Annotated in this window: 21 protein-coding genes, 1 tRNA gene and 1 riboswitch; of the genes, 4 read left to right on the plus strand and 18 right to left on the minus strand. The window is 64.5% G+C overall.

Annotation, left to right across the window (positions count from 1 at the left end; all coding sequences use genetic code 11):
* Positions 1-437: 437 nt before the first annotated feature.
* Positions 438-1,589: a tyrosine-type recombinase/integrase gene (locus tag ACK5JE_RS12520; protein ID WP_416802034.1), complete on the minus strand. Its 1,152-nt coding sequence runs from the start codon at positions 1,587-1,589 to the stop codon at positions 438-440.
* 159 nt (positions 1,590-1,748) lie between these two features.
* A tRNA-Ser gene (locus ACK5JE_RS12525) sits at positions 1,749-1,838 on the minus strand.
* Between the two features lie 58 nt (positions 1,839-1,896).
* Here ACK5JE_RS12525 and ACK5JE_RS12530 point away from each other — a divergent pair.
* Positions 1,897-2,877, plus strand: coding sequence for an NAD(P)H-quinone oxidoreductase (locus ACK5JE_RS12530; RefSeq protein ID WP_416802035.1), 981 nt, complete (start codon positions 1,897-1,899; stop codon positions 2,875-2,877).
* A gap of 96 nt (positions 2,878-2,973) precedes the next feature.
* On the opposite strand, the gene pnp is transcribed toward ACK5JE_RS12530, so the two are convergent.
* The 11 genes from pnp to ACK5JE_RS12585 form a co-directional block, all read right to left on the minus strand.
* Positions 2,974-5,115 (minus strand): polyribonucleotide nucleotidyltransferase, encoded by a 2,142-nt coding sequence (gene pnp / locus ACK5JE_RS12535; RefSeq protein ID WP_416802036.1) that lies wholly within the window; start codon positions 5,113-5,115, stop codon positions 2,974-2,976.
* A gap of 158 nt (positions 5,116-5,273) precedes the next feature.
* On the minus strand, positions 5,274-5,543 hold the full coding sequence (gene rpsO / locus ACK5JE_RS12540) for a 30S ribosomal protein S15 (protein WP_043683847.1): 270 nt from the start codon (positions 5,541-5,543) through the stop codon (positions 5,274-5,276).
* Positions 5,544-5,666: 123 nt separating this feature from the next.
* Positions 5,667-6,467 (minus strand): CDP-diacylglycerol--serine O-phosphatidyltransferase, encoded by an 801-nt coding sequence (pssA, locus tag ACK5JE_RS12545; RefSeq protein ID WP_416802037.1) that lies wholly within the window; start codon positions 6,465-6,467, stop codon positions 5,667-5,669.
* Positions 6,448-7,128, minus strand: coding sequence for a phosphatidylserine decarboxylase (locus ACK5JE_RS12550; protein ID WP_416802038.1), 681 nt, complete (start codon positions 7,126-7,128; stop codon positions 6,448-6,450). Before ACK5JE_RS12550 ends, pssA begins: the two co-directional genes overlap by 20 nt.
* A gap of 151 nt (positions 7,129-7,279) precedes the next feature.
* The gene (gene ilvC / locus ACK5JE_RS12555) at positions 7,280-8,296 is read right to left on the minus strand and encodes a ketol-acid reductoisomerase (RefSeq protein WP_416802039.1); all 1,017 of its coding nucleotides are present in this window, start codon (positions 8,294-8,296) and stop codon (positions 7,280-7,282) included.
* A 115-nt stretch (positions 8,297-8,411) separates the two neighbouring features.
* Positions 8,412-8,903, minus strand: a complete 492-nt coding sequence (gene ilvN / locus ACK5JE_RS12560) for an acetolactate synthase small subunit (protein WP_416802040.1) — start codon at positions 8,901-8,903, stop codon at positions 8,412-8,414.
* Between the two features lie 12 nt (positions 8,904-8,915).
* Positions 8,916-10,637, minus strand: coding sequence for an acetolactate synthase 3 catalytic subunit (locus ACK5JE_RS12565; protein WP_416802041.1), 1,722 nt, complete (start codon positions 10,635-10,637; stop codon positions 8,916-8,918).
* A gap of 403 nt (positions 10,638-11,040) precedes the next feature.
* Positions 11,041-11,694 carry a response regulator gene (locus tag ACK5JE_RS12570; protein WP_416802042.1) on the minus strand — a complete coding sequence of 218 codons (654 nt, stop codon included), beginning with the start codon at positions 11,692-11,694 and terminating at the stop codon, positions 11,041-11,043.
* A gap of 40 nt (positions 11,695-11,734) precedes the next feature.
* On the minus strand, positions 11,735-13,582 hold the full coding sequence (locus ACK5JE_RS12575; RefSeq protein WP_416802043.1) for a type IV pili methyl-accepting chemotaxis transducer N-terminal domain-containing protein: 1,848 nt from the start codon (positions 13,580-13,582) through the stop codon (positions 11,735-11,737).
* 64 nt (positions 13,583-13,646) lie between these two features.
* Positions 13,647-14,324, minus strand: a complete 678-nt coding sequence (locus tag ACK5JE_RS12580) for a carbonic anhydrase (RefSeq protein WP_416802044.1) — start codon at positions 14,322-14,324, stop codon at positions 13,647-13,649.
* 73 nt (positions 14,325-14,397) lie between these two features.
* Positions 14,398-15,675, minus strand: coding sequence for an MFS transporter (locus tag ACK5JE_RS12585; RefSeq protein ID WP_416802045.1), 1,278 nt, complete (start codon positions 15,673-15,675; stop codon positions 14,398-14,400).
* 185 nt (positions 15,676-15,860) lie between these two features.
* Here ACK5JE_RS12585 and ACK5JE_RS12590 point away from each other — a divergent pair, with 185 nt between their 5' ends.
* Positions 15,861-18,086 carry an FUSC family membrane protein gene (locus ACK5JE_RS12590; protein ID WP_416802046.1) on the plus strand — a complete coding sequence of 742 codons (2,226 nt, stop codon included), beginning with the start codon at positions 15,861-15,863 and terminating at the stop codon, positions 18,084-18,086.
* A 32-nt stretch (positions 18,087-18,118) separates the two neighbouring features.
* Here ACK5JE_RS12590 and ACK5JE_RS12595 read toward each other — a convergent pair whose 3' ends face one another.
* The 4 genes from ACK5JE_RS12595 to ACK5JE_RS12610 are packed head-to-tail and all read right to left on the minus strand — an operon-like array spanning position 18,119 to position 22,080.
* Positions 18,119-19,654 carry a malonate--CoA ligase gene (locus ACK5JE_RS12595; protein ID WP_416802047.1) on the minus strand — a complete coding sequence of 512 codons (1,536 nt, stop codon included), beginning with the start codon at positions 19,652-19,654 and terminating at the stop codon, positions 18,119-18,121.
* A gap of 1 nt (position 19,655) precedes the next feature.
* Entirely contained in the window at positions 19,656-20,459 is an 804-nt protein-coding gene (locus ACK5JE_RS12600) for an enoyl-CoA hydratase/isomerase family protein (RefSeq protein ID WP_416802048.1), read from the minus strand.
* Positions 20,460-20,501: 42 nt separating this feature from the next.
* Positions 20,502-21,281 (minus strand): peroxide stress protein YaaA, encoded by a 780-nt coding sequence (yaaA, locus tag ACK5JE_RS12605; protein ID WP_416802049.1) that lies wholly within the window; start codon positions 21,279-21,281, stop codon positions 20,502-20,504.
* Positions 21,282-21,297: 16 nt separating this feature from the next.
* The gene (locus tag ACK5JE_RS12610) at positions 21,298-22,080 is read right to left on the minus strand and encodes a 3-hydroxybutyrate dehydrogenase (RefSeq protein WP_416802050.1); all 783 of its coding nucleotides are present in this window, start codon (positions 22,078-22,080) and stop codon (positions 21,298-21,300) included.
* A gap of 103 nt (positions 22,081-22,183) precedes the next feature.
* Positions 22,184-22,323, plus strand: a riboswitch (Fluoride riboswitch).
* 52 nt (positions 22,324-22,375) lie between these two features.
* Between ACK5JE_RS12610 and crcB the strand changes: the two genes are divergently transcribed.
* Positions 22,376-22,762 (plus strand): fluoride efflux transporter CrcB, encoded by a 387-nt coding sequence (gene crcB / locus ACK5JE_RS12615; RefSeq protein WP_416802051.1) that lies wholly within the window; start codon positions 22,376-22,378, stop codon positions 22,760-22,762.
* Positions 22,763-22,801: 39 nt separating this feature from the next.
* Here the strand turns inward: crcB and ACK5JE_RS12620 are convergent, their stop codons facing one another.
* A complete protein-coding gene (locus ACK5JE_RS12620) occupies positions 22,802-23,509 on the minus strand; it encodes a TerC family protein (RefSeq protein ID WP_416802052.1) in 708 nt (235 codons plus the stop codon).
* Positions 23,510-23,858: 349 nt separating this feature from the next.
* Here ACK5JE_RS12620 and ACK5JE_RS12625 point away from each other — a divergent pair, with 349 nt between their 5' ends.
* The gene (locus tag ACK5JE_RS12625) at positions 23,859-25,718 is read left to right on the plus strand and encodes an ABC transporter ATP-binding protein (RefSeq protein ID WP_416802053.1); all 1,860 of its coding nucleotides are present in this window, start codon (positions 23,859-23,861) and stop codon (positions 25,716-25,718) included.
* Positions 25,719-25,734 lie beyond the last annotated feature (16 nt).

Raw genomic sequence — 25,734 nt, forward strand, 5'->3', positions numbered from 1 at the left:
ATGCGCTCGTGGCAGTCGTCCACCAGCTTGATGGCCGGCGTGCGTCAAGGTCCGACGACGATGCGCCGGGGCACTCGCATCAGGTTTCCGGCATTTGGGATTCCGACAACGGTGATTTGGCCGGGAAGCCATGCGCGTGGTGTGCGCTGTGGCGTGAGGTCAAGGCACTCGTACAGGAACAGGGAGGCAGCGATGCATCCCTATAAATCTCGCCCCATCGCTGATATGCACGTCTGGCTGACACCGCCAGACATGAGTAGCGGCGCTCTGAAGCTGGTATTCGAGGAATACGCCCGCGCAACGAAAGGAGCCGACCATGGCTGAAAAAATCCTGGTGACCGCGACCGAAGCCGCTGGCATGCTATCGATGGGCCGGTCCACGTTCTTCCGGAAGGTTTCCGAGGGCCTGCTGCCAGCGCCAGTGAAGTTCGGCGGCGTCACCCGGTGGCGCGTCGATGAGCTTCACGCTGCTGGTCGAGCCGGTCCGCCCACCACTGCATCAACTGCCTGCGCTGGTCCAGGTATTGAGCCCGGTTGTACGCCGCGCGCACAGCATCGGTCTCTCGGTGCGCCAACTGCCGCTCGATGACGTCGCGATCAAAACCGGACCGCTCATTGAGCACCGTAGACGCCAGGGATCGGAAGCCGTGGGCCGTCATACGTCCGCGATATCCCAGGCGGTAGAGGGCGAACAGGAACGTATTCTCGGACAGAGGATGGCCGCGCCGAACGGGCGACTCCATGACCAGATCGCCATCCCCAGACAAAAGCCTCAGCTGCTCGATGACGGCTCGTGCCTGTCGGGACAGCGGCACGACATGCGGCAGGCGCAGCTTCATACGCTCGGCAGGCACAACCCACACAGCCCCATCCTCGCGCAGTTCATCCCAGCGCATGCCGCGCAACTCGCCAACACGCACGAAAGTCAGGGCCAGCAGTTGCAGGCCCAACCGCGTCACGGGCTCGTCGTAGTCATCGATGAGCACCATCAACCGCCCCGTTTCCTCCGGCGGAATGCTGACCATTGGTCTGCGCACTTTGCGCGGTTGCAGCACGCGCACCAGCCCCGAAGCGCCGTGATGCTCGATGATCCCCAGATCCTGCGCATAGTCGAACACCGCCGTGATGCGGCCGGCGACACGATGTGCCGTTTCTATCCTGCCGCCCTCCTGTGCGGCTTGAACGATTGCTGCCAACGCGGTCCGCTTGATCTGGTCGATGGGGATATCACCAATCGCCGGGTATGCGAACCGCTCCAGCGTGGACTGAACCTGGATCTTGTGTTTGTGATTCGAAAGCGACGGGAGCTTGGCGGCCAGCCACTGGCCAGCCACGGCTCGAAACGTCGGCACAGCCGCGACAGTCTCGCCCCCCTTCGCGACGGAGTGTACCGCCCGGGCCTGCGCCAGACTCATATCGGGATAGCGTCCGTACGTCCTGGTGCGCTGCCGGCCGGCCTGCTGGTAATTTGCCCGCCAGGACTTCAGGCCCGTGGGCGCTACGTACAAGTACAGTCCGCCAGAATCTCCGAGCTTGTATGGCTTGTCCTTGGGCTTTGCTGCATCCACCTGCCTGACTGTCAGGGCCATGGTATCGGTCTCCGTGATGCCACGTGCGATACCATGATTGTCGGCTGGCTTGGGCGGTATCGTCCGGGACTGTCCGGGACAAATATAGACTGTATTCCCTTGCGAATCAAAAGCAAAAAAGAACCGCCGGGACTTTGCAGTACCCGGCGGGACTAATTCTGGCGGAAGCGGTGAGATTCGAACTCACGGATGGGTTGCCCCATCGCCGGTTTTCAAGACCGGTCCATTCAACCGCTCTGGCACGCTTCCGCATCGAAGTTCGAAAGTGTAGCGCATAATGCCCATTGCATATCTGAAGGAGGGCTCCATGCAAGCCATCGAAATCACAGCGCCGGGCGGCCCGGAGGCCCTGCGCCTGACAGAACGCCCCACGCCCGTGCCCGGTCCCGGCGAGGTCCTGATCGAGGTCGAAGCTGCCGGTGTCAACCGGCCTGACGTCTTCCAGCGCCAGGGCAGTTATCCGCCGCCTGATGGCGCATCCGACCTGCCCGGCCTGGAAGTCGCTGGCCGCATCGTCGGCGGTGAGCCGGAATCAGCCGGATTCAAGCAGGGCGATGCCGTCTGCGCACTGGTGACCGGCGGCGGCTACGCGCAGTTCTGCGTGGCCCCGGCCGCGCAATGCCTGCCCATGCCGGCCGGGCTGTCCATGATCGAAGCCGCCGCGCTGCCGGAAACCTATTTCACGGTCTGGAGCAATGTGTTCGAACGCGGCGCGCTGACGACCGGAGAGACCTTGCTGGTGCACGGTGGTGCCAGCGGTATCGGCACGACGGCCATTGCCCTGGCGCGCGCTTTCGGCCACACGGTCTACGCCACCGCCGGAAGCCCCGAACGCGTGCGTGCCGTCGAGGCCCTGGGCTGCGTGCGCGGAATCGACTACCACACGCAGGATTTCGTCGCGGAAATCAAGGCGCTGACCGACGGCCGTGGCGTGGACGTGATCCTGGACATGGTGGCGGGCAGCTATCTCGAACGCAATATCGAAATCCTGGCCGACGATGGCCGGTTGGTGATGATCGCCCTGCTGGGCGGCGCGCGCGGGACGCTGAACTGCGGCCAGGTGATGCGTCGCCGCCTGACCGTGACAGGCTCGACGCTGCGGGCGCGCCCCGTGGAGGTCAAGGCCCGCATCGCCCGGGCGCTGCGCGAACGCGTCTGGCCACTACTGGACTCCGGCGCGCTGAGGCCCTCGATCCATGCGACTTTCCCGCTGGAAGCGGCCGCGCGCGCCCACGCCATGATGGACGCGGGCGAGCAGATCGGCAAGATCGTGCTGGTCGCGCGCTGAGGCGTCTGACGCGACACAACGCAAACGGGCGCCCCATGGGACGCCCGTTTGCTTTTCCCGCGCGGGTCCGGAAACCCCGCGGAAAGGACAGCGAGATTACTGCGCGGCCGGGGCTGCGGGGCCGCCCTGGGCTTCGATCCCGCCGATGGCCTTGACCGACAGGCGCAGGCGGCCGCGTTCATCGGCCTCGATGACCTTGACGCGCACCGACTGGCCGACCTTCAGCACATCATTGATGTCGGCGATGCGGTAGTTGGCGATTTCCGAAATGTGCAGCAGGCCATCGCGGCCGGGCAGAACCTGAATGATGGCGCCGAAATCCAGCAGACGCTGAACCGTGCCCTGATATTCCTGGCCCACCTCGACGTCGGCGGTCAGTTCCTTGATGCGGCGCTCGGCTTCGTGGGCGCGATCCAGGTCGGCGCTGGCGATGGTGATGCTGCCGTCATCGCTGATGTCGATCTGGCAACCGGTCTCCTCGGTCAGGGCGCGGATGGTGGCGCCACCCTTGCCGATCACGTCGCGGATCTTTTCCGGATTGATCTTGATGCTGAGCATGCGCGGCGCGAAGTTTGACAGTTCCTGACGGGAACCGTCGATGGCTTCGCGCATCTTGTCCAGGATGTGCATGCGGCCTTCGCGGGCCTGGGCCAGCGCAACCTGCATGATTTCCTTGGTGATGCCCTGGATCTTGATGTCCATCTGCAGGGCGGTGACGCCGCTGACGGTGCCGGCGACCTTGAAATCCATATCGCCCAGGTGATCCTCGTCACCCAGAATGTCGGTCAGGACGGCGAATTTGCCGCCTTCCTTGATCAGGCCCATGGCGACACCCGCCACATGGTCCTGGACCGGCACGCCGGCATCCATCATGGACAGGCTTCCGCCGCAGACCGAAGCCATCGACGAAGAGCCGTTGGATTCGGTGATCTCGGACACCAGACGCAGGGTGTACTGGAAGTCTTCCGCGGCGGGCAGCAGCGGCAGCAGGGCGCGCTTGGCGAGGCGGCCATGGCCGATCTCGCGGCGCTTGGGCACGCCGAAACGGCCGGTCTCGCCCGTGGCGAATGGCGGCATGTTGTAGTGCATCATGAAACGATCGCGGTATTCGCCCATGATCGAGTCGATGATCTGCTCGTCCTGCTTGGTGCCCAGGGTGGTGGCCACCAGCGCCTGGGTTTCGCCACGCGTGAACAAGGCCGACCCGTGGGCGCGCGGCAGCACGCCCAGGCGGATGCTGATCGGACGCACGGTGCGCGTGTCGCGGCCATCAATCCGCGGCTCGCCGTTCAGGATCTGACCACGGACGATTTCCGATTCCAGCGCGAACAGCATGTTCTCGACTTCGACGCTGTCAGGGGCTTCGTCGCCCTTGGCAGCAGCGTGCTCGGCCAGCTTGGACTTGACGTCCGCGTAGACCTGACGCAGCTGCGTGGTGCGTTCCTGCTTGTCACGCAACTGGTAGACGGCCTGCAGGGGTTCGAATGCAGCCGCGCGCACAGCGGTGGCCAGCGCTTCGTTGCGGGGGGCGGGCTGCCAGTCCCATTCTGGCTTGCCGGCCTCGGCCACCAGTTCGTGGATGGCATTGATGGCGGCCTGCATCTGCTCGTGGCCAAACACCACGGCACCAAGCATGACGTCTTCAGGCAGTTGGCGGGCTTCGGATTCGACCATCAGCACAGCGGACTCGGTGCCGGCCACCACCAGATCCAGCTGGGATTCACCGCGCACTTGCGAGGCGCTGGGGTTGAGCACGTACTGACCGTCGATGTAGCCCACGCGGGCGGCGCCGACCGGGCCGTTGAAGGGGATGCCGGAGATCGCCAGGGCGGCCGAGGCGCCGATCAGAGCGGGAATGTCGGGATCGACTTCGGAATTGACCGACACCGTATGAATGATGACCTGGACGTCGTTATAGAAGCCCTCGGGGAACAGCGGACGCAACGGGCGGTCGATCAGGCGGGAGGTGAGGACCTCTTTTTCGGAGGGCTTGCCTTCGCGCTTGAAGAAGCCGCCCGGGATCTTGCCGGCGGCGTAGGTCTTCTCGACGTAATCGACGGTCAGCGGAAAGAAATCCTGGCCGGGCCTGGCGGTCTTGGCTGCCACCACCGTCGCCAGCACCACCGTATCATCGACGGAAACCAGCACGGCGCCGGAGGCCTGACGGGCGATTTCGCCGGTTTCCAGGACGACGGTGTGCTGGCCGTACTGGAACGACTTGCTCACTTTGTTGAACATTTTCTTATCCTATAAAAGAGACGCCTGCGGGACTCTTGCCCGCGTCCCGCCCACCAGAGGCGGGGCCGATTGTGGCGACCCATGACAAAAAGCCGCGCACGCTGCGCAAAACGATGCAGCGTACACGGCTCGTGCAAGGGGAGCGAATCCCCCGGGCATTACTTGCGCAGGCCGAGTTTTTCGATCAGCGCACGGTACGAATCAGGGTTGCGGCCCTTGAGGTAATCCAGCAGCTTGCGACGGCGGCTGACCATGCGCAGCAGGCCGCGACGCGAATGGTGGTCTTTCTTGTGGGTCTTGAAGTGGCCGGTCAGCTCGTTGATGCGGGCCGTGAGCAGGGCGACCTGGACTTCAGGAGAACCCGTGTCGCTGGCGGCGCGCTGGAATTGCGCAACGATGTCGGACTTGACGATATCTGCAACAGACATTTTTATTCCTCTGGAACAAGCGGCAGCACCGAGGCGCACTGCCGTGAGATCAAATGAAAGCGCCACGCAAATCGTGGCGCCCGAAAATTATAGCGGATTATGGCCCTGAAAGTGCAAATCCGGTCAGGACGCCCCCCCGTGAGTCTCATCGGCGCCACGCATGCGCTGCCCCAGGCGGCGCGCCCGGCGCACGCGCCACAGCCACAGCACCCAGCCCGAGAGGCTGTAGATCACGAACAGGGCGAACAGCACCACCGGCGGATCGCTGGACACAAAGACAAAGACCGCCACCACCACCAGCATGACCCAGAATGGCACGCTGCGGCCCAGGGCAAACGACTTGCCGCTGAAAAACGGCGCGTTCGACACCATGGACACGCCCGCATAGACCGTCATCACAAAGGCGGCCCAGCGCAGGACGCCGTCGGACAGTGACAGCTTGTTGTCCACCGAGAGCCAGACAAATCCGGCGATCAGCGCGGCCGCCGCGGGACTGGGCAATCCCTGAAAATACTGTTTGTCGACCTTGCCGAGGTTGGCATTGAAGCGCGCCAGCCGCAGCGCGGCGCCCACCACGTAGACAAAAGCGGCCAGCCAGCCCCAGCGACCCAGGCCCTGCAACGACCACTCGTACATCACCAGCGCGGGCGCCATGCCGAAGGAAATCATGTCGGCCAGGGAGTCGTACTGCTCGCCGAAGACGGACTGGGTATTGGTCAGCCGGGCCACCCGCCCATCCATGCTGTCGAACACCATCGCCAGGAACACGGCGATGGCCGCCACCTCGAAGTGCTGGTTCATGGCCTGAACGACGGCATAGAAACCGGCAAACAGATTGGCCGTGGTGAAAGCATTGGGCAGCAGATAGATGCTGCGGCGGCGCTGCGGTTCATCAGGCATGGATTCAGGCTGCGGAAGCGTCATCGCGAGGAGAAACAGGAAGTTCGGCCAGCGCCGTGCGGGTGGCCTTGACTTTGTCGCCCAGGGCAACCCGGGGACGGGTCCCTACGGGCAAGTATACGTCCACCCGCGAGCCAAAGCGGATGAAACCGTAGCGCTGTCCCGCGTACAGCGACTGCCCGGCCCGCGCATGGCACAGGATGCGCTTGGCCACCAGGCCGGCGACCTGAACGGCCGTGACCGTCTGACCCTCGACCGTGCGCAGCACCATGGCGTTGCGCTCGTTCTCCAGGGAAGCCTTGTCCAGGGCCGCGTTGAAGAACTTGCCCGGAAAATACGCGATCGATTGGACATCACCGTCGACCGGCGCGCGGTTCGAGTGCACATTGAAGACATTCATGAAGACGCTGATCTTCAAGGCCGGGCGGCCACCCGCATAGGGGTCGACCGCATCCTCGACACAGACGATGCGGCCATCGGCCGGACACAGCACCAGGCCCTCGCCCTCCGGCGCCTCGCGCGGAGGGTCGCGGAAAAACTGCAGGGCAAAAAGCGTAAACACCCAGAACGGGACGGAGATCCATGGCGACCACCAGGTCACCAGCAGGGAGACGACCAGCGCGCCGGCCATGATGGCCCAGCCTTCACGGGCGATCAGGGGATGGGGATAAGGGGGGGTTTTCATCGTAGGCGCAAGAATAACCCAATTCGGCACAAGGAAAAAAATGTGCCCCCACAGCCAGTGTGAGGGCACCCGCTTCTGCTTCGTGCCGCCACGACACGCAGCCGGAGACGCCGATCGGCGTCCGGGCCGGCATGCCGCGCGGCGGAGAGAATCAGTTCTTGGACTGATCCACCAGCTTGTTGGCCGCGATCCAGGGCATCATGGCGCGCAGTTTGGAGCCGACCTGCTCGATCTGCGACTCCGCGTTCAGGCGGCGGCGCGAGGTCAGTTCCGGCGCGCCGGCAGCGTTTTCCAGGATGAAGTTCTTGGCATAGACGCCCGACTGGATGTCGTCCAGGCAGCGGCGCATCGCGGCGCGCGTTTCGTCGGTCACCACGCGCGGGCCGGTGACATATTCGCCGTATTCCGCGTTGTTGGAGATCGAGTAGTTCATATTGGCGATGCCGCCCTCGTAGATCAGGTCCACGATCAGCTTGAGTTCGTGCAGGCACTCGAAGTAGGCCATTTCCGGCGCGTAGCCCGCATCGACCAGGGTCTCGAAGCCGGCCTTGATCAGCTCGACCGTGCCGCCGCACAGCACGGCCTGCTCGCCGAACAGGTCGGTCTCGGTTTCCTCGCGGAAATTGGTCTCGATGATGCCGGCGCGGCCCCCGCCATTGGCCATGGCATAGGACAGCGCCAGATCGCGGGCCTTGCCCGAGACGTCCTGGTGCACGGCCACCAGATGCGGCACGCCGCCGCCCTGGGCATAGGTGCTGCGCACGGTGTGGCCCGGGGCCTTGGGGGCGATCATGATGACGTCCACATCGGCGCGCGGCACGACCTGGCCATAATGCACGTTGAACCCGTGCGCAAAGGCCAGCGCGGCCCCCGCCTTCAGGTTGTCGGCGACCTCGCTGCGATAGACCTGGGCGATGTTCTCGTCAGGCAGCAACATCATGACCAGATCGGCGCTCTTGACAGCCAGGGCGACTTCCTGGACGGTCAGGCCGGCGTTTTCGGCCTTTTTCCAGGAGGCGCCGTTCTTGCGCAGGCCGACGATGACCTTGACGCCCGAATCGTGCAGGTTCAGCGCGTGTGCATGCCCCTGAGAACCATAGCCGATGATGGCGACGGTCTTGCCCTTGATCAGGGACAGGTCGCAGTCTTTGTCATAGAAAACTTTCATGTTGGATGCTCCGGTCATTCGTTGAATTTTGAAGAGAGGGTTTTGCCCTGGACCGCCCCTGGCCAGGCGCGCCCCGTCGGGGCCGGCTGGCCAGGCAGGCAGCGCAAAGGCGTTTTTACAATTTCAGGACACGTTCCCCACGCCCCACGCCGGAGACGCCGGTACGGACGGTCTCCAGAATGGCGCTACGGTCCAGCGCCCCGATGAAGGCGGCGATCTTTTCCTGCACCCCGGTCAGCTCGATGGTGTAGGTCTTGTCGGTGACATCGATGATGCGGCCGCGGAAGATTTCCGCCATACGCTTCATTTCCTCACGCTCCTTGCCGACGGCGCGGACCTTGATCAGCATCAGCTCGCGTTCGACATGGGGGCCTTCGGACAGGTCCACGACCTTGACCACATCCACCAGCCGGTTCAGGTGCTTGGTGATCTGTTCGATGATCTCGTCGGAACCGACCGTGACGATGGTCATGCGCGACAGGGTGGCATCCTCGGTGGGCGCCACCGTCAGCGTTTCGATGTTGTAGCCGCGCGCCGAGAACAGCCCCACGACGCGCGACAGGGCGCCGGGTTCGTTTTCCAGCAGAATGGAAATCACGTGTTTCATGGTCTTATCCCCTCACAGATCCTCGGAACCCAGCAGCATTTCGGTCAGGCCGCGGCCTGCCTTCACCATGGGCCAGACGTTCTCGGTCTGATCGGTGATGAAATCCATGAACACCAGACGGTCCTTGTATTTCGTGAACGCCTCGCGCAGGGCGGGCTCGACATCGGCCGGCTTGTCGATGCGCATGCCAATATGGCCATAACTCTCGACCAGCTTGACGAAATCCGGCAGCGCATCGACATACGATTCCGAATAGCGCGAGCCGTATTCGATCTGCTGCCACTGGCGCACCATGCCCAGATAGCGGTTGTTCAGGCACAGGACCTTGGGGGTCAGGCGGTATTGGCTGCAGGTGGACAGTTCCTGGATGTTCATCTGGATCGAGCCCTCGCCGGTGATGACGGCGATGTCGCGATCGGGATTGGCCATCTGCACACCCATGGCGTAGGGCAGGCCCACGCCCATGGTGCCCAGGCCGCCGGAATTGATCCAGCGGCGCGGTTCCGGGAACGGATAGTACTGGGCCGCCCACATCTGATGCTGGCCCACGTCGGATGTGACGAAGGCCTGGCCGCGCGTGATTTCCCACAGTTTCTGGACCACGAACTGAGGCTTGATCACCGCGTCGGAATGCTCGTAATCCAGGCATTTGCGGCCACGCCAGGTATCGATCTGCTTCCACCAGTCGTCCAGCCGCTGTTCGGTCAGTCCCTGCTCGGCCATCGACTGGGCGTAGAGGCCGATCAGGTCCTGCAGGACCTCCTTGACGTCGCCCACGATGGGCACGTCCACCCGCACGCGCTTGGAGATCGAGGACGGATCGACGTCCACGTGCACGATCTTGCGGGGCACCTGGGCAAAATGCTTGGGGTTGCCGATGACGCGGTCATCGAACCGTGCGCCGATGCCGATCAGCACATCGCAATGCTGCATCGCCATATTGGCCTCGTAGGTGCCGTGCATGCCGGGCATGCCGACGAAACGCTCGTCCGTTCCCGGGTAGGCGCCCAGACCCATCAGGGTCGTGGTGCAGGGCGCGCCGGTGAGCCGGACCAGCTTGCGCAATTCGTCCGCGGCGTTGGCCAGCACGACCCCGCCGCCGGCGTAGATCATGGGCCGCTCGGCGGCCAGCAGCATCTGCACGGCTTTCTTGATCTGTCCCTGGTGGCCCTTGGTGACCGGCGCGTAGGAGCGCATCCGGGTCGGACCGCGCGGCGGCGTGTATTTGCACATGGCCACGGACACGTCCTTGGGGACGTCGACCAGCACCGGACCGGGACGTCCGGAGCGCGCGATATAGAAGGCGCGGCGCATGGTCTCTGCCAGGTCCTTGACATCGCGCACCAGGAAATTGTGCTTGACGCAGGGCCGGGTGATGCCGACCGTGTCGCATTCCTGAAAGGCATCCTGGCCGATGGCGTGCGTAGGCACCTGGCCGCTGATGATGACCATGGGAATCGAATCCATGTAGGCCGTGGCGATGCCGGTGACGGCATTGGTCACGCCCGGTCCGCTGGTCACCAGACAGACGCCGATCTTGTCGGAGGAACGGGAATAGGCATCGGCTGCGTGGACGGCCGCCTGCTCGTGTCGCACGAGGATGTGCTTGAATTTGTCTTGCTTGTAGATCGCGTCGTAGATGTAGAGGACCGCGCCGCCGGGGTAGCCAAACACATGGTCTACGCCTTCCTCGATCAGACAACGCACGACGATGTCGGCGCCATTGAGTTCCATGATGATTCCTTTCTTAACCCGCGTCTGCACCAAGCGGCCTGCTGGCAGCCCGGGTCAGTCCCGGCGATCCGCCACATGATCCGACGCTGGGCGATTCACGGAATCGCTTTGCCCGGACACATTGCGGGACCAGTCCGTACCCCTTGGCACAAGACACTCGCGCCCTCAGGCGCAATGTGGTGGAAATGGACGCCCCGGACCGCGCTTGTGACACATCCTGGGACATAAAACGGAAGACGAAAAAAACCGGGCGTGTGACCCGGGAGTGCTCGCCACATCGGATGACCGCGATGGGGCCGGCCGATGGGCTAATTTACCGCGTTGCAACATGGGACGCAAGAAAACAACGTCAAAACCGTTTTTTGACCTGGACCAGCCGCATTTCGAGAGAAAACCCCCAGACTCAGGTCTCGTCGAGCAAGCCATGCTCGACGGCATACACCGCCACCTGGACCCGGCTGCTCAGATCGAGCTTTTTGAGGATATTCTGGACGTGGATCTTGACCGTGCTCTCGGACAGATCCAGGCTCCGGGCGATCAGCTTGTTGCTCTCACCGCGCGCCAGGCACTGGACGATCTCACGTTCGCGCTGGGTCAGGCGATCCCGCTGCCCTCGCCCGCCCGCCGCCGCATCCGACCGGCGCCTGAACTGCTCGACCAATTTGCCCGTCATGCCGTCGGCAATCGTGGCCTCGCCCGCCACCACTTTGTGGATGGCGGCCACCAGGGCATCGCTATCCATATTCTTCAGGAGATAACCCGCAGCGCCCGACTGCAGCGCCCGCCCCAGGTCCTCGGCATCCTCGGACACGGTCAGCACCAGCACGGCGCAATCGGGTACGTCCTGCACCAGCAGCTGCAAGGTCGCCAGCCCCGAAAGCTCGGGCATGTTCAAGTCCAGCAGGATCACATCGGGCGCCAGTTCCCGGGCCCGCTTGATGCCCTCCAGACCATCGGCAGCCTCGCCGACGATGTTGAATTCGGGGTATCGCTGCAGCAACAGCCGAATGCCTGTCCGAAACAGACTGTGATCGTCAATCAGCAGGATTCTGATCATATCCCCCCCGGGGCGCCTGTCCGGCTCATTCATGATTTGCTCAAGCCAGCCGGCGCTGGCTGGCCGGCAGCTCCAGCACGATCGAGACCCCCCGCCCGGGTGCGGTCGAGACCGTCAGCATCGCGCCCATGCGTCGTGCGCGCTCCTGCATGATGCGGCGGCCAAAATGGCCTTCGGGCCGGTCCGCGAGGCTATCGGGATCATAGCCGATCCCGTCGTCCACGATCGCCATGCGGAAAGCGCCACGATTGCTCAGGTGAATGTCGATCTTGCTGGCCTCGGCGTGCTTGCGCACGTTGGACAGCGCCTCCTGGAGGATGAACAGCGCCTCGAGCTGCTGCACGCGCGTCAGAGGCGCCCCCCCGGTCAAGCCATCGGAACGCAGTGAGACCTCGACCCCGGTCTGACGGCGGAATCGGGCCACGGCTTCTTCTACCGCATCGAGCAGTCCGCCCTCGCCCAGCTGTGTGCGGAAATTGTTCAGCAGCTCGCGCACATCCTGGTAGCTCTCATCCACCCCGGTCCGCAGCAGCGGCACGATCTCGCGGATCTCGTTCAAGTCCTCGCGGTCCGCGGCGCGATCCAGGAGCTGCAACTGCAAGTTGAGGAAATTCAATCCCTGGGCGATGCTGTCATGCAATCCCTGCGCGACAAGGTTGCGCTCCTGCTCCATGGCCAGCTGACGCGCCTGGCCGCTCAGGCGCCGATTCTGGACCGCGACGCCCAGGTGCAGTCCCAGCGTTTCCAGCAGATGGACCTCGCCCGCCTCGAGCGGATGAGGGGTGCGGAAATACAGCGTGAAAGCGCCCAGCTCCTCCTCCTGGGTGCACACCCGGAACGCCGCCGACTCGGACACATGCCCGGCAGCCGCCTGGCCGGCCGACAGGGAAATCGAGGCCCGGTCCCCCAGGGGGCCGCGCAGCCGGATCGCCGCCCCGTCCGCACCAAAACGCTCGATCACCCGATCCAGGAAGCCTCGACAGACGGCCTCGATGTCATTGGGCCGGTTCAGGAAAGCCGCCATGTCGTAGAGCGCGGCCAGGACTTTGTTCTGGCTGGCCAGCTGAGCCGTTTTCTCGGCCACCCGCGCCTCCAGGTCACTGTAAAGCCCCTGCAGTTCATCCGCCATGCGATTGAATCCGCTGGCCAGCACGCCCAGTTCGTCGCGCCGATCCACGAGCAGGCGCACCCCGAATTCCCGCCGCGCCATGCGCTGCAGGCCACCCTGCAAGCGACGCACCGGATGGAGGATCCACAGGTATAGAAGATACACCAGGGCGAGCGTCCCGACGCAGGCCATGACGACCAGCATCTGCTGGGAAAAGCGCAGACGGCTGGTCTTGCGGGCGCTGTCATCCTCGATCATGCGCACCAGACGGTCGGCCTGCGCCACAAACGCCGGCCGCAGGTCCAGATAGGCATGTACCGACCCACCAGCCTGGACCGCCCGGGCAGCGGGCGCCAGTTGCGCCTCCCAAAGGGTCGTCACCCGGTTCATCTGCGCACGGATCAGGGGGTCATGCGGCAGGGCAAGAGGTCGGGCAGCATCACCCTCGCGGATCAGCCTCAGGATCCGCCCCTGGGCCGCAAGCAGCGCATCCAGCCCCGGCGGGTTCGAGGCCGCCTCCCGCGCCTGGATCACCGGCCCGGCGTCCGGCGCGGCGTGGTCGCGCATCAGCGCGATGGCGACCTGATTGGCTCGCATCCGCAGGCTGCCCGTATCGTTGATCGCGGCACCGGCGCCTTCGAGCTGCCAGGACAGCCACAAGGTCCAGCCGATCATACCCAGCACGACCATCAGCACCACAGCAGAGGTCGCGATGATGCGCGTCGAGAGCCGATCACGAAAGGCCGGGGAGTCCAGGTAAGGAAGGGGGGATGGGTTCATACGAAAACAGAAAGGCCCCTGATACTGAACAGGTCTGACGGCATACGCAGTCAGCGCAGACCCGTCAGGCCAGTGTAGCAGCGTCTCGCCGCAGGCCGGACTGTGACATGTCCAGGGGCAGAAAGGCGTCCATCTGCGGCGAATACGCCTCGAGCTCGCCTCGCGCCATCTCGAAATGCCAGCCATGCAGCGACAGCGCCCCCTGCGTCCGCCGTTCGCGCACGCAGGCGTAGCTCTCGAGGTTGCGCAACGAAATCCGGAGGGCCGCTTTCTCGCAGGCCCGGCAACGCGACTCGAGGGGCGCGGCCGGCATGCGCGCCATGACCTCGCGCCGCGCCGGTTCGACCACGGACATCCAGCCGCTCACGCCGCCCGCCTCGTCCGGCCTCGCCGTGGGCTGCGTCATCAAGGCGCGAATGCCGCCGCACTGGCTGTGCCCCAGGACGATGATCCGCCCGACCTCGATCTGACCGACCGCAAACTGGATGGCGGCCAGCACGCTCTGGTGACGCCAGCCTTGTCCATAGGGCGGCACGAGATTGGCCACATTGCGCACGACGAACAGCTCGCCGGGTTCGCATCCCAGCATCAGCGCGGGATCCACCCGGGAGTCGCAGCAGGTGATGACCAGGGTCCCCGGGTGCTGGCCCTCGCACAAGTCCCGGTACAGTGCGGGATTTTCCTGATAGTAGCGGCGGCGGAACCGGTCGAACCCGCCGAGCAGGTGCTGAATATCATGCATGGCAGTGTCTCCTTGCGTGGCCGGACCCTGCCAGGGCAGGATCCGGACTTGCGATCAGGTAGAAAACATCGAATCAGGCGGGGTTCACGGCCAGCCCGCCCCCACCGGCCTCGCGTTCACGCTGCTGCGCGCCCCGGAAGCTGTAGTGCATCCAGATCAGGGAAACGCAGACCGTGCCGTACATCAGCATGAAGCAGCTGGCGTTGATGCCCGTGAAATCCAGCAACGCCCCGAACAGGATCGGCAGGATGAAACCTCCCAGACCACCCGCCAGCCCCACGATTCCGGAAACCGCGCCGATATTGCCGTCGTAATCGTTGGAGATGAACTTGAATACGGAGGCCTTGCCGATCGCCATCGCAATGCCCACGACGAACATCAAGAAAGTGAATACCGTCGGGCTGAGCGCCAGATGAAAGGAGAGCGGCCCATCGTTGGTCTGGATCGTGAAATCCGTCTTCGGATAGCTGAGGATGAAGAAAGCGACCCAGATCACCCACATCACCCACCAGGTCGTGCGGTAGGCGCCGTAACGATCGGAAATCCAGCCGCCCAAAGCGCGCAGAACTCCGCCCGGCAGGGAAAAGCAGGCTGCGAGGAAAGCCGCCGTGCCCATGCTGAAGCTGTATTCGTCGACATAGTAGTTCACCATCCAGAGCGCCAGGCCGACATAGCCGCCGAACACGACCGAGTAGTACTGGCTGTAGCGCCAGACGCGCGGATCGCGCAGCAATTGCAGCTGGGCCTGCAGGCTGGTGCTGGACGCAGCCTGCAGGTGAGCGGGGTCCGTGGCGCTGAACACCCAGAACAGACATGCCGTGATCAGCAGGCCAATGGCATACACCTGGGGCACAATGGTCCATGCGCCGCCGGCGGTCAGGATCAAGACCGGCGCCACGAATTTCGTGACCGCCGCCCCCGAGTTGCCGGCGCCGAACACCCCCATGGCGAACCCCTGCCGTTCACGCTTGAACCAGCGGGCCACATACGGCGTGCCCACGGAAAAAGTCCCGCCCACCAGACCAACGAACAAGGCAAGGACCAGAAACTGCCAGTACTGCGTCGCGTAGGACATGAGCCAGATCGGCACCACGGCCACGATCATGGTCAGAAAGAACACGATGCGCCCGCCGTAACGGTCGGTCCAGATGCCCAGCGGCACCCGCACCAGCGCGCCGGAAAGCACCGGCATGGCGGCCAGCAGGCCGAACTGAGTTTCGGACAAGCCCAGCTGGTGCTTGATCGGGATGCCGAGCACCGCGAACATCATCCACACGGCGAAACAGACCGTGAAGGCAAAGGTGCTCGAGATCAGCACGGACATGGCTTTTCCTGGAGATCGATAGGTCATGGGACTTGGATCCTGTCAACGAGAAATCGGTATATGAAAAGCATAAGGAATCCGCCACGGCCTGAATATTGGTCTCATGGCCTGTTCCCGCCTGCCGGAATGACTAGATACTCCGGCCAGGTGTTCTCTATACTTTCGTTCACGACCTCGCTTTCGCCCCCATTCAGCCACTCAATGCCGGACGCATGATCCTGCCCACCTCGCAACTGCTGCGATTCTTCTACAGCCACCATTTCTTCGGCGGCCTGCGCCAGGCCACGGGCGTCCTGCTTCCGGCGCTGGTGCTGTCGGGACTTTTCGGCCTGCATGCGGCCGGATTCGTGGCGGCGGTCGGCGCCGCCTGCGTGGCCATCCTGGATCAACCCGGCGGCCCCCTGCGCTACGGCATCAACGGCATGCTCGCCGCCCTGTGCCTGGGCTCGATCACCACGGCCCTGACCGGCCTGGCCTCCAGCCATGTGCTGGCCATCTGGCTGGTCGTGCCTGTCCTGTGCTTCGGTTTCTCGATGCTGACGGTCTACGGCAAGCATGGCGGCCTGCTGTGCTTTGCCTGCCTGCTGATCATGACCCTCACCCTGCGCACGCCGCTGACACCGGCCGATGTGCTGCAACACACACTGATCTCATTTTTGGGCGGCGCGTTCTACCTGCTCTATAGCGCCGCCGCGCACCGGCTGCTGTGGCATCGCGAAGAACAGCAGGCCCTGTCCGTCGCGCTGTTCGCCACCGCCGACTACATTGCCGCGAGGGCCCGCTTCTACGACATCCATCTGGACCTGGACGACAGCTACCGCAACCTGATCCGTCGCCAGGCTCTCATGACCGAGGCCCACCAGGCCGCCCGCGACATGGTGCTGCGCGAACAGCCCAGCGACGCCATCACCCATGCCAACCGGCTGCGCCAGGGACTGCTGAACCTGTTTGTCGACATGGTCAACCTGCTCGACAGCATGGTGGCAACCCACACGGACTACGCCACCCTGCGCCGCGCGCTGCCCGACAGCGACATCCTGCTGTTCGCCCGCGACGCCATGATCAAGCTCGCCTCCAACGTGGCCGGCCTGGCCCTGAACGTGGCCCGCAACCGCCGGCACCGGGTACGCAACAGCGCAAAGGCCGAACTGCGCGCGCTGGAATTCGAACTGCAACAATTACGCGAAAGCGGCATGCCGCAGTCCGATCCTGAACTCTACGCGCTGCTGGTCCAGGTGCTGCGCCGGTTGCGCAACATGGCCCGCCGGGTCGAGCGCATGGCGGATCATTCCGTGAATCCGGTTCCACCGCAGACCGATCTGGTGCGCACACGTCAGTCACTGAACCGATTCCTGACGCGGCAGAAATGGCGCGTGGGCCTGCTGACACAGAACCTGAATTACCGGTCCGCGCACTTTCGCTACGCCCTGCGCGTCGCGGTCGCGGCCTTGCTGGCGATGGTGGCGGGCGACCTGCTGGCCCGGGTTCTGCTGGTGAACACGCTGGACCCCGGCATGGCAAACCATGGTTACTGGATCATCCTGACGGTACTGATTATCATGAAACCCGGGTTCGCGCTGACCCGCCAGCGCAACAGCTGGCGTCTGACGGGCACACTGATCGGCTGCGGCCTGTCGCTGCTGCTGTTCAGTCTGGTGCAGAACCCCATCGCCTACCTGTTCATCCTGGTGATCAGCAGCGTCCTGGGCTACAGCCTGGTCCAGGTCAACTACACCCTGTCGGCCATGTTCAACACCCTGTTCGTGCTGCTGGTGTTCCATTTCCTGGCGCCCGGATCCAACGCGGTCGTGGGCGAGCGCCTGGCCGATACGGTAATCGGCAGCATCCTGGCCCTGACCTGCAGCTATATCCTGCCGTCCTGGGAACGCAGCACCCTGGGCGATCTGGCCCGGGCGCTGCGCGCGGCCAACCAGGCCTTTCTGCAGGCCGGACTGGATTACGTCCATGCCTGCCGCGCCGCGCGCACACCACATGCGGCAAACCCTCCAGAGGCCGGTGAAACCGAGGTGCGCTGGAAACTGGCCCGCAAGAACGTGCATATTGCCTTTAGCAATTTCGCCTCGGCGTTCTACCGCATGATGGACGAGCCGGTCAGCCGGCAGCGCCACGTGCCCGAACTGAACCGCCTGCTGATCCAGAGCCACACGCTGGCTTCGCAGATCGCGGCCGTGATTCCGAATCTGGCCCTGATCGACGACGAGCCCAAAGGCATCCGGCAGGCGCTGCAGGCCATCCAGGATGCCCTGGCGGGCCGCAAGGCCACACCGCCCAATGTCATCGAAACCGAGGGCAGCCACGCCACCCTCGCCTACCCCTTGCGCCAGATGATCAAGGCCGCGCAGCGCATCGACGAGGAAATGCAGGCGCTGGACGCGCCGCCCTCACGCGCCGTGGCGCATGCGCCGGCGGCGGGCTGAGGGCCGCTGAGGGCACCCGGCGCGGGAGCGCCTCATTCCAGGGCCGCATACTGCTGACGCAGCACGTTCTTCTGGACCTTGCCCATGGCATTGCGCGGCAGCGCATCGATCACATGAATCTTTTTCGGCACCTTGAAATTCGCCAGCGCGGATTTCAGGTCGGTCTGGATGGCGACCGGGTCCACCATCGCGCCGGTCCGCGGCACGATCACGGCCACCACGGCCTCGCCAAAATCCGAGTGCGGCACACCGATGACCGCCGATTCCTGCACACCGGGCATGGCATCGATGACCCTCTCGATTTCCTTGGGATAGACGTTGTAGCCCCCCGAGATGATCAGATCCTTGCTCCGGCCCACGATGCTCAGATAGTCATCGGGAACAGCCTCACCGCCCAACAGGCCGATATCACCGGTGCGGAACCAGCCGTCGGCGGTGAATTCCTCGCGGGTCTTTTCCGGCATGCGCCAATACCCGGCGAATACATTGGGGCCACGCACCTGGACATGGCCGGGCACACCGACCCCCACAGGCTGATCCGAATCGCCCACCACCCGGACGGTTTCGCCGGGCAGCGCCGGCCCCACGGTGCCGGGGATGCGCGCGCCGCGCGCCGGATCCCAGGGATTGGAGGTGATCATGCCGGTCTCGCTCATGCCGTAGCGTTCCAGGATAGTCATGCCGGTCCGGTCCTGAAACTCGCGGAACGTATCCACCAGCAGCGGCGCGGAGCCGGAAATGAAGAGCCGCATGTTGGCGCACACCTCCCGCGTGAAACGCGGATCCGACAGCAGGCGGACGTAATAGGTGGGCACTCCCATCATCAGGGTGCAGCGCGGCAGATGATGCAGCGCCTGGTCCACATCCAGTTTCGGCAGCCAGACCATCCTCGCCCCCGCCAGCATCGCCCCGTGAGATGCCACAAACAGACCGTGAACGTGAAAAATCGGCAACATGTGCAGCAGCACATCATCGGCTCGCCAGCCCCAGAAATCCCTCAGCGTGAGCGCATTGGCCGCCAGATTGGCATGCGTGAGCATGGCGCCCTTGCTGCGCCCCGTGGTCCCCGAGGTATAGAGGATCGCCGCCAGATCTTCGGACGCGCAATGCGCGGTGTCGAAGGCCGGCTCCTGGGCATCGGCCGCCTCGGTCAGGGAACCTCGACCGTCCGCGTTCAGGGTCAGGACCTGGACGGCGCCCCTGGCGCGCGCCAGGGGTTCGCACCAGCCTTTCGCACTGTCCGAACACACCACCACGGCCGGCTCGGCGTCTCCCAGAAAGTAGGCGACCTCGGCCTCGCGGTAGGCCGTATTCAGCGGCAGATAGACCAGGCCGGCGCGCAGCGTCGCCAGATACAGCATCAAGGACTCGGGAGACTTCTCGACCTGAACCGCGACACGTGCCCCCGCGGGAACACCGAACGAATGCAGCAAGGCGGCCATCCGGCCGCTGATGGCATCGATATCCGACCAGCGATAGGATCGTTCGGGGGTTTCAATGGCCACAGCGCCCAGGTCGGACGGAAATCCGCCACGCAGCACGGTGTAGAGATTGGCATTGCGTTCCAAGTCATTCTCCGGTGAAGACAGGGTCTGTGCCCTTCAGGAAAGCCTGTATGCCCTGCGGGTGATCAGGGCCATCGGCATAGGCGAAGCACGCCTGCCACTCGGTATCGCTCAAGGGCATCGGATTGCCCATCAGGCGTCTGGCGGTCCATTTGTTCAGGCGCGCGGCGCGCGGCGCGCCCGCGCACAAGCGCGCCACGGTGGCTGTCAGCTCGGATTCCAGAGCCTCGTTGGCGACGACCCGCGTCAGCAGGCCTTTGGCCAGCGCTTCATCGGCCTCGAACACCCGGCCTTCCAGCAGAATCTCCAATGTCGTGGCGCGGCCCGCCAGCTCCAGCAGGCCCCGCATTTCATCGGGCGCCATCGGAAAGCCCAGGCGGTTGATGGGCGCGCCGAAACGCGCCCCTCGGGCGGCCAGACGCAGGTCGCAGCGGCTGGCGATCTCCAGCCCGCCCCCCACGCAGACCCCTTCGATCGCGGCAATGACCGGGGGCACGCAATCGCCGATGGCCTGTAGCGCGGGCGCGATGATTTGCCGGTGATACGCCATGACGCGGTCCCGATCGGCCCGCACTCGGGGGAATTCACGGATATCCGCGCCCGCGGCAAAATGACCGCCCGCACCGCGCACGACCACGCAGCGCAGATCGGGATCAGAGGAAAGGCGGGCGAATATTTCCGCCAGTTCGCCCCACATGTCGACCGTGATGGCGTTCATCCGCCCGGGATGATCGAGGGTGACGGTCGCCACGGCGCTTTCAATGCGTGACTGCACCTGCCCGCTGCCGGATGCTGGTTTCAACACCATGGTCCCCCTGCCTGGTAGAGGATCGTCTGGATCCGTGTCTGTTCATCCTCTGGCCGGGCGCCGGAACACCAGCCGGTCGTCCGAGGACTCGCGCGGCGTGTAGACGTAACCCTCGGATGCAAAATCCCGCAGGCCCGAGATCCTGTCGATGCCGTGATCGATGACATGGCGCGCCATCAGGCCGCGCGCTCGCTTGGCATGAAAACTGATGACCTTCCAGACGCCGTTTTTCTCGTCCTGGAAAACACATTCGACGACACGGGCGTCCAGGATCTTGCGATCCACGGACTTGAAATATTCGCCCGATGCCAGGTTCAGCAGGATGCGTTCGCCGGGCAACGCATCCAGGCGCCGGTTCAACTCGTGCGCGATCCGGCCCCCCCACCAGGCGTACAGATGAGCGCCCCTGGAGGTCCGCAGCCGCGTTCCCATCTCCAGCCGGTGTGGCTGAATCAGGTCCAGCGGCCGCAGCACGCCATACAGTCCGCTGAGAATCGCCAGATGATCCTGCGCCCAGTCCAGCCGGGCATCGGACAGTTCCGCCGCGCGCAGGCCTTCGTACACATCACCATTGAAGGCCAGCACCGCCTGGCGGGCATGGCGGACGTCGGGCGTATCCACCCAGGCGGCATAGCGGTCGGCGTTCAGATGCGCCAGCGCGTCCGACAGACCCATCAGCCCCGCCAGATCGCCCGCAGACAGCGTTTTCAGGATTCCGATCAGCGCGTGCGTCTGTTCGGGGAACACCGGCTGCGACTCCAGGGCCGTGCGCACCGGAGAGTCATAGTCCAGCTTCTTGGCTGGAGACAGAACCATCAGCATGCGTCGTGCCCCGGCCTCAACGAGCGGTCCAGCCGCCGTCGATGGACAGCGTGGTGCCGGTCATCTGCGCCGCAGCATCCGAGGCGATGAACACGGCGGCCTGGCCCAGTTGCTCGGGCGTGACGAATTCCAGGGACGGCTGCTTTTCGGCCAGCAGATCCTTGGCGGCGACTTCGATGTCGATGCCCTTTTGCTCCGCCAGCGCCTTGATCTGCTTTTCCACCAGGGGGGTGCGGACCCAGCCCGGGCAGATCGCATTGCAGGTGACGCCGGTGCCGGCATTTTCCAGCGCGGTCACCTTGGTCAGGCCCACCACGCCGTGCTTGGCGGAAACATAGGCCGATTTGTCGATCGAGGCCACCAGTCCATGGGCCGAGGCGATATTGATGACACGGCCGAATTTCTGCTTTTTCATCGTCGGCAGCGCGGCGGCGGTGCAATGGAAGACCGCCGACAGGTTCAGCGCGATGATGGCGTTCCACTTGTCGATGGGAAAATCCTCGATCAGGGCCGTGTACTGGATGCCCGCATTGTTGACCAGGATGTCGATGCCGCCCAGCGCCTCGATCGACTGCGCGATGAAGTCGCGCGCGGCCTGCGCGTCCATCAGGTCGGCGTTCAGGTAGGAGGCCTTGATCCCGAAATCTTTTTCCAGGCCGGCGCGTTCGCGCTCGATGGCGTCAGCATCGCCGAAGCCATTGATGACCACGTCGGCGCCCTGACGGGCCAGTTCTCGGGCGATGGCCAGACCGATGCCGCTGGTGGAACCGGTGACAACCGCTTTTTTTCCTTTAAGCATGGATGTACTCCTTTTGCAGGATTCGGGGAAAATGACCGGCCCAGTGTAACGCGCAGCGGCTGAATTTCGCCTTGCGCGGCCCGCGGCGGCGCTGATAACATGACGGCCATCTGGAGATGGCATTCCTCCAGGGATCCTTCAGGGGACGGACGGAACGCGGCTTTGCGCGTTCAGGACATGGCCGCCAGCCCGGAGCCTCCAGTCAAACCGCCGCGCCCTGCGGCTGATGATGCCTACGGCTCCCGGCCTGTCGCCGGGTCGTAGGTATTTTTCATTTTTATCCCTGGAGTCCGCCATGCCCTACACACTGCTTGCCATCGCCGCCGGCGCTTCATTGGGCGCCATCCTGAGATGGTGGCTGGGCAGCGCCCTCAATGCCCTGTTCCCCGCCCTGCCGCCGGGGACGCTGGCCGCCAATCTGATCGGCGGCTACCTCATCGGCCTGGCCCTCGCCTGGCTGGGAGGCCATCCGGCGCTGCCGCCTCATTGGCGACTGTTCATCATCACCGGATTTTGCGGCGGCCTAACGACCTTTTCGACCTTTTCAGCAGAGCTGGCCGTTCTGCTGCAACAGGCGCGCTACGGCTGGATGGCCGCCTCCATCGCCGTCCATGTGGGCGGGTCGCTTGTCATGACGCTGCTGGGCATCGCCACGGTCGCCGCCGCCCGCGCGGCGCATTGAGCCGCGCAGGCCACTGCGCCGCTCGATGCCCTGGCCGGATCAGCCCGCCGTTCCGGCCACCTGACGGCGGCTGGCCAGCCAGCGGCCGAGCGCCACGACCAGCAGCGCGCCGACGATTTCCGCCGTCAGCTTGAGCATCGTGGACGGCGGGCCCAGACGCTCCGTGACGACGATATCGGTCACCAGCATGCCGCCGGCGATCCAGCCCAGCAACCCGGCGCCAAAGGTGACCACCAGGGGATAGCGGTCGATCAGCTTGAGCACCAGCGTGCTGCCCCAGATGATGATGGGCACGCTGACCAGCAGCCCAAAGATCACCAGACCGATCTGATGATGCTCAGCCGCCCCCTGGGCTGCGCCGGCGATGGCGATGACATTGTCCAGGCTCATGACGAAATCGGCCACCAGGATCGTCTTGACCGCCGCCATGACCGAAGCGCTCGCGGTGATCTTGTCGTGCCCGCCCTCCTCGGGCAGCAGCAATTTGACGCCGATCCACAGCAGCAACAGCGCGCCGATGATCTTCAGGAACGGAATATCCAGCAGCGTCAGGGCAAAGGCAATCAGCACCACGCGCAGGAAAATGGCCCCAGCGGTTCCCCACAGGATGCCCTGCATGCGCTGTGCCCGCGGCAGGTTTCGGCAGGCCAGGGCGATGACGACTGCGTTGTCGCCGCCCAGCAGGATGTCGATCATGATGATCTGGAAAACGGCTCCCCAGTGGAGCGTCTGAAGAAATTCGAGCATGGATCCCCCGGTTGCGGGTTGTCGGTTTGAGGATGGGTCGACCGCCGGGAGGATCGGGCCACTTGCGTGGCGGGAAGACGAACCTTGCCCTGGGCGGCAAGGTCTTGCTCGCAATCAGAAACCATTGACAGGATCTCTGGATCGCCCGGGCACCGGGCGCCTGTGCGAACACAGGCCGCCGTCATGACGATGCCACGGAAAGTGAGCTACTCCCCTTGAGTGTTGAATTATAAACGAATTTCAGGCCGGTCGGCGCGCCATCGCAGTCCGAGGCCGCACAGAACGCCGGGCCTGGGATAAGATGAAGGCCACACGAGACAGGATTCGTTACTCACCCTGGGAGTTTCACTTGCTGCACAGGTTCGAAAACCTGCTCGATCCATTCCCTGCCGAAGAAGCGCCGCTGCCGCCCAAAGGCCTGTTTCCCTTCCTGTGGGCCTGCACACGCGGCATGCGCCGCTACATCGCAGCCCTGGCGGCACTGAGCGCGAGCGTCTCCATCTACGAAGCCTGGCTGTTCGCCTTCCTGGGGCAGGTGGTCGATCTGCTGACCGCCTGGCAGACGGGGGCGTCGGCCGCCCAGCACGCGCAGCGCGTGCTATGGGGCATCGTCATCGTGCTGATCGCCAGCATCGCCCTGGTGACCCTGCGCACCCTGATGCAACACCAGGTGCTGGCCATCAATCTGCCGCTGCGGCTGCGCTGGAACTTCCACCGGCTGATGCTGCGCCAGAGCCTGGCGTTCTTCTCCAATGAATTCGCCGGCCGGGTCACGGCCAAGGTCATGCAGACCGCCCTCGCGGTACGCGACGTGCTGATGACCTTCAGCGAGATCGTGCTTGGCATCGGCGTGTACTTCTTCACCCTCATCGCCGTGGCCGCCGGTTTCGACGGCCGGTTGATGCTGCCTTTCATCGGCTGGCTCGTGCTGTATGGACTGGCCATGGCGTATTTCGTGCCCCGCCTGGGCAAGGTCGGTCAGGAACAGGCCCACGCCCGCTCGTCGATGACGGGACGCGTGACCGACGCCTATGCCAACATCGCCACCGTCAAACTGTTCTCGCACACCCGGCGCGAGGCCTGGTTCGCCCGCGCCGCGATGGAGGATTTCCAGGACACGGGCTACCGTCAGATGCGCCTGGTCAGCCAATTCGAAATCGTCAACCAGGTGCTGGTGATCTGCCTGATCCTGTCGGCGGGGGGCTACGCGCTGTGGCTCTGGCAGGCCGGGCACATCGGCACCGGCGCGGTCGCTGCCGTCACGGCCATGGCCCTGCGGGTCAACGGCATGTCGCACTGGATCATCTGGCAGATGGCCTCGCTCTTCGAGAACATCGGTACCGTGCAGGACGGCATCGCCACCCTGACCCATCCGCCCAAGGTGCAGGACGCGCCCGGCGCGCCCGCGCTGGATGTCAGCCGGGGGGAAGTCGTCTTCCGGCAGGTGGCCTTCAACTACAACGGCGAACGGCAAGTGTTCGACGGACTCGACCTCGTCGTGCAGCCCGGCGAAAAGATCGGCCTGGTCGGCCGCTCGGGCGCAGGCAAGTCCACGCTGATCAGTCTGCTGCTGCGCTTCTACGACGTGGATGGGGGCCGCATCCTGATCGATGACCAGGACATCGCCCATGTCTCCCAAGACAGCCTGCGCAACGCCATCGGCATGGTGACGCAGGACACCTCGCTGCTGCACCGCTCGATCCGCGACAACATCGCCTACGGCCGGCCCGAAGCCAGCGAAAGCGACGTCCGGGCGGCGGCCGCGCGGGCCCAGGCCGACGCATTCATTGAACAGCTGGGCGACCCGGGGGGCCGCCGAGGGTACGACACCCTGGTGGGCGAGCGCGGGGTGAAACTCTCCGGCGGCCAGCGCCAGCGCATCGCCATCGCCCGCGTCATGCTCAAGAACGCCCCGATCCTGCTGCTGGACGAAGCCACCAGCGCCCTCGACTCGGAAGTCGAAGCCGCCATCCAGGAAAGCCTGGACGAGATCATGGAAGGCAAGACCGTCATCGCCATTGCCCACCGGCTCTCCACCATCGCCGCCATGGACCGGCTCATCGTCCTCGAAGAAGGCCGCATCCTCGAACAAGGCAGTCATGCGCAGCTGCTGGCCAGGAACGGTGTCTATGCCCGCCTGTGGCGTCACCAGAGCGGCGGCTTTCTGGCGCAGGAAACCGACGTCGAGGCTCTCGAACCGGCCTCTTGAGGCCATCCCGCGCACG

It is taken from the genome of Castellaniella sp. (genome assembly GCF_047971665.1).
Taxonomy (GTDB): Bacteria; Pseudomonadota; Gammaproteobacteria; order Burkholderiales; family Burkholderiaceae_B; genus Castellaniella.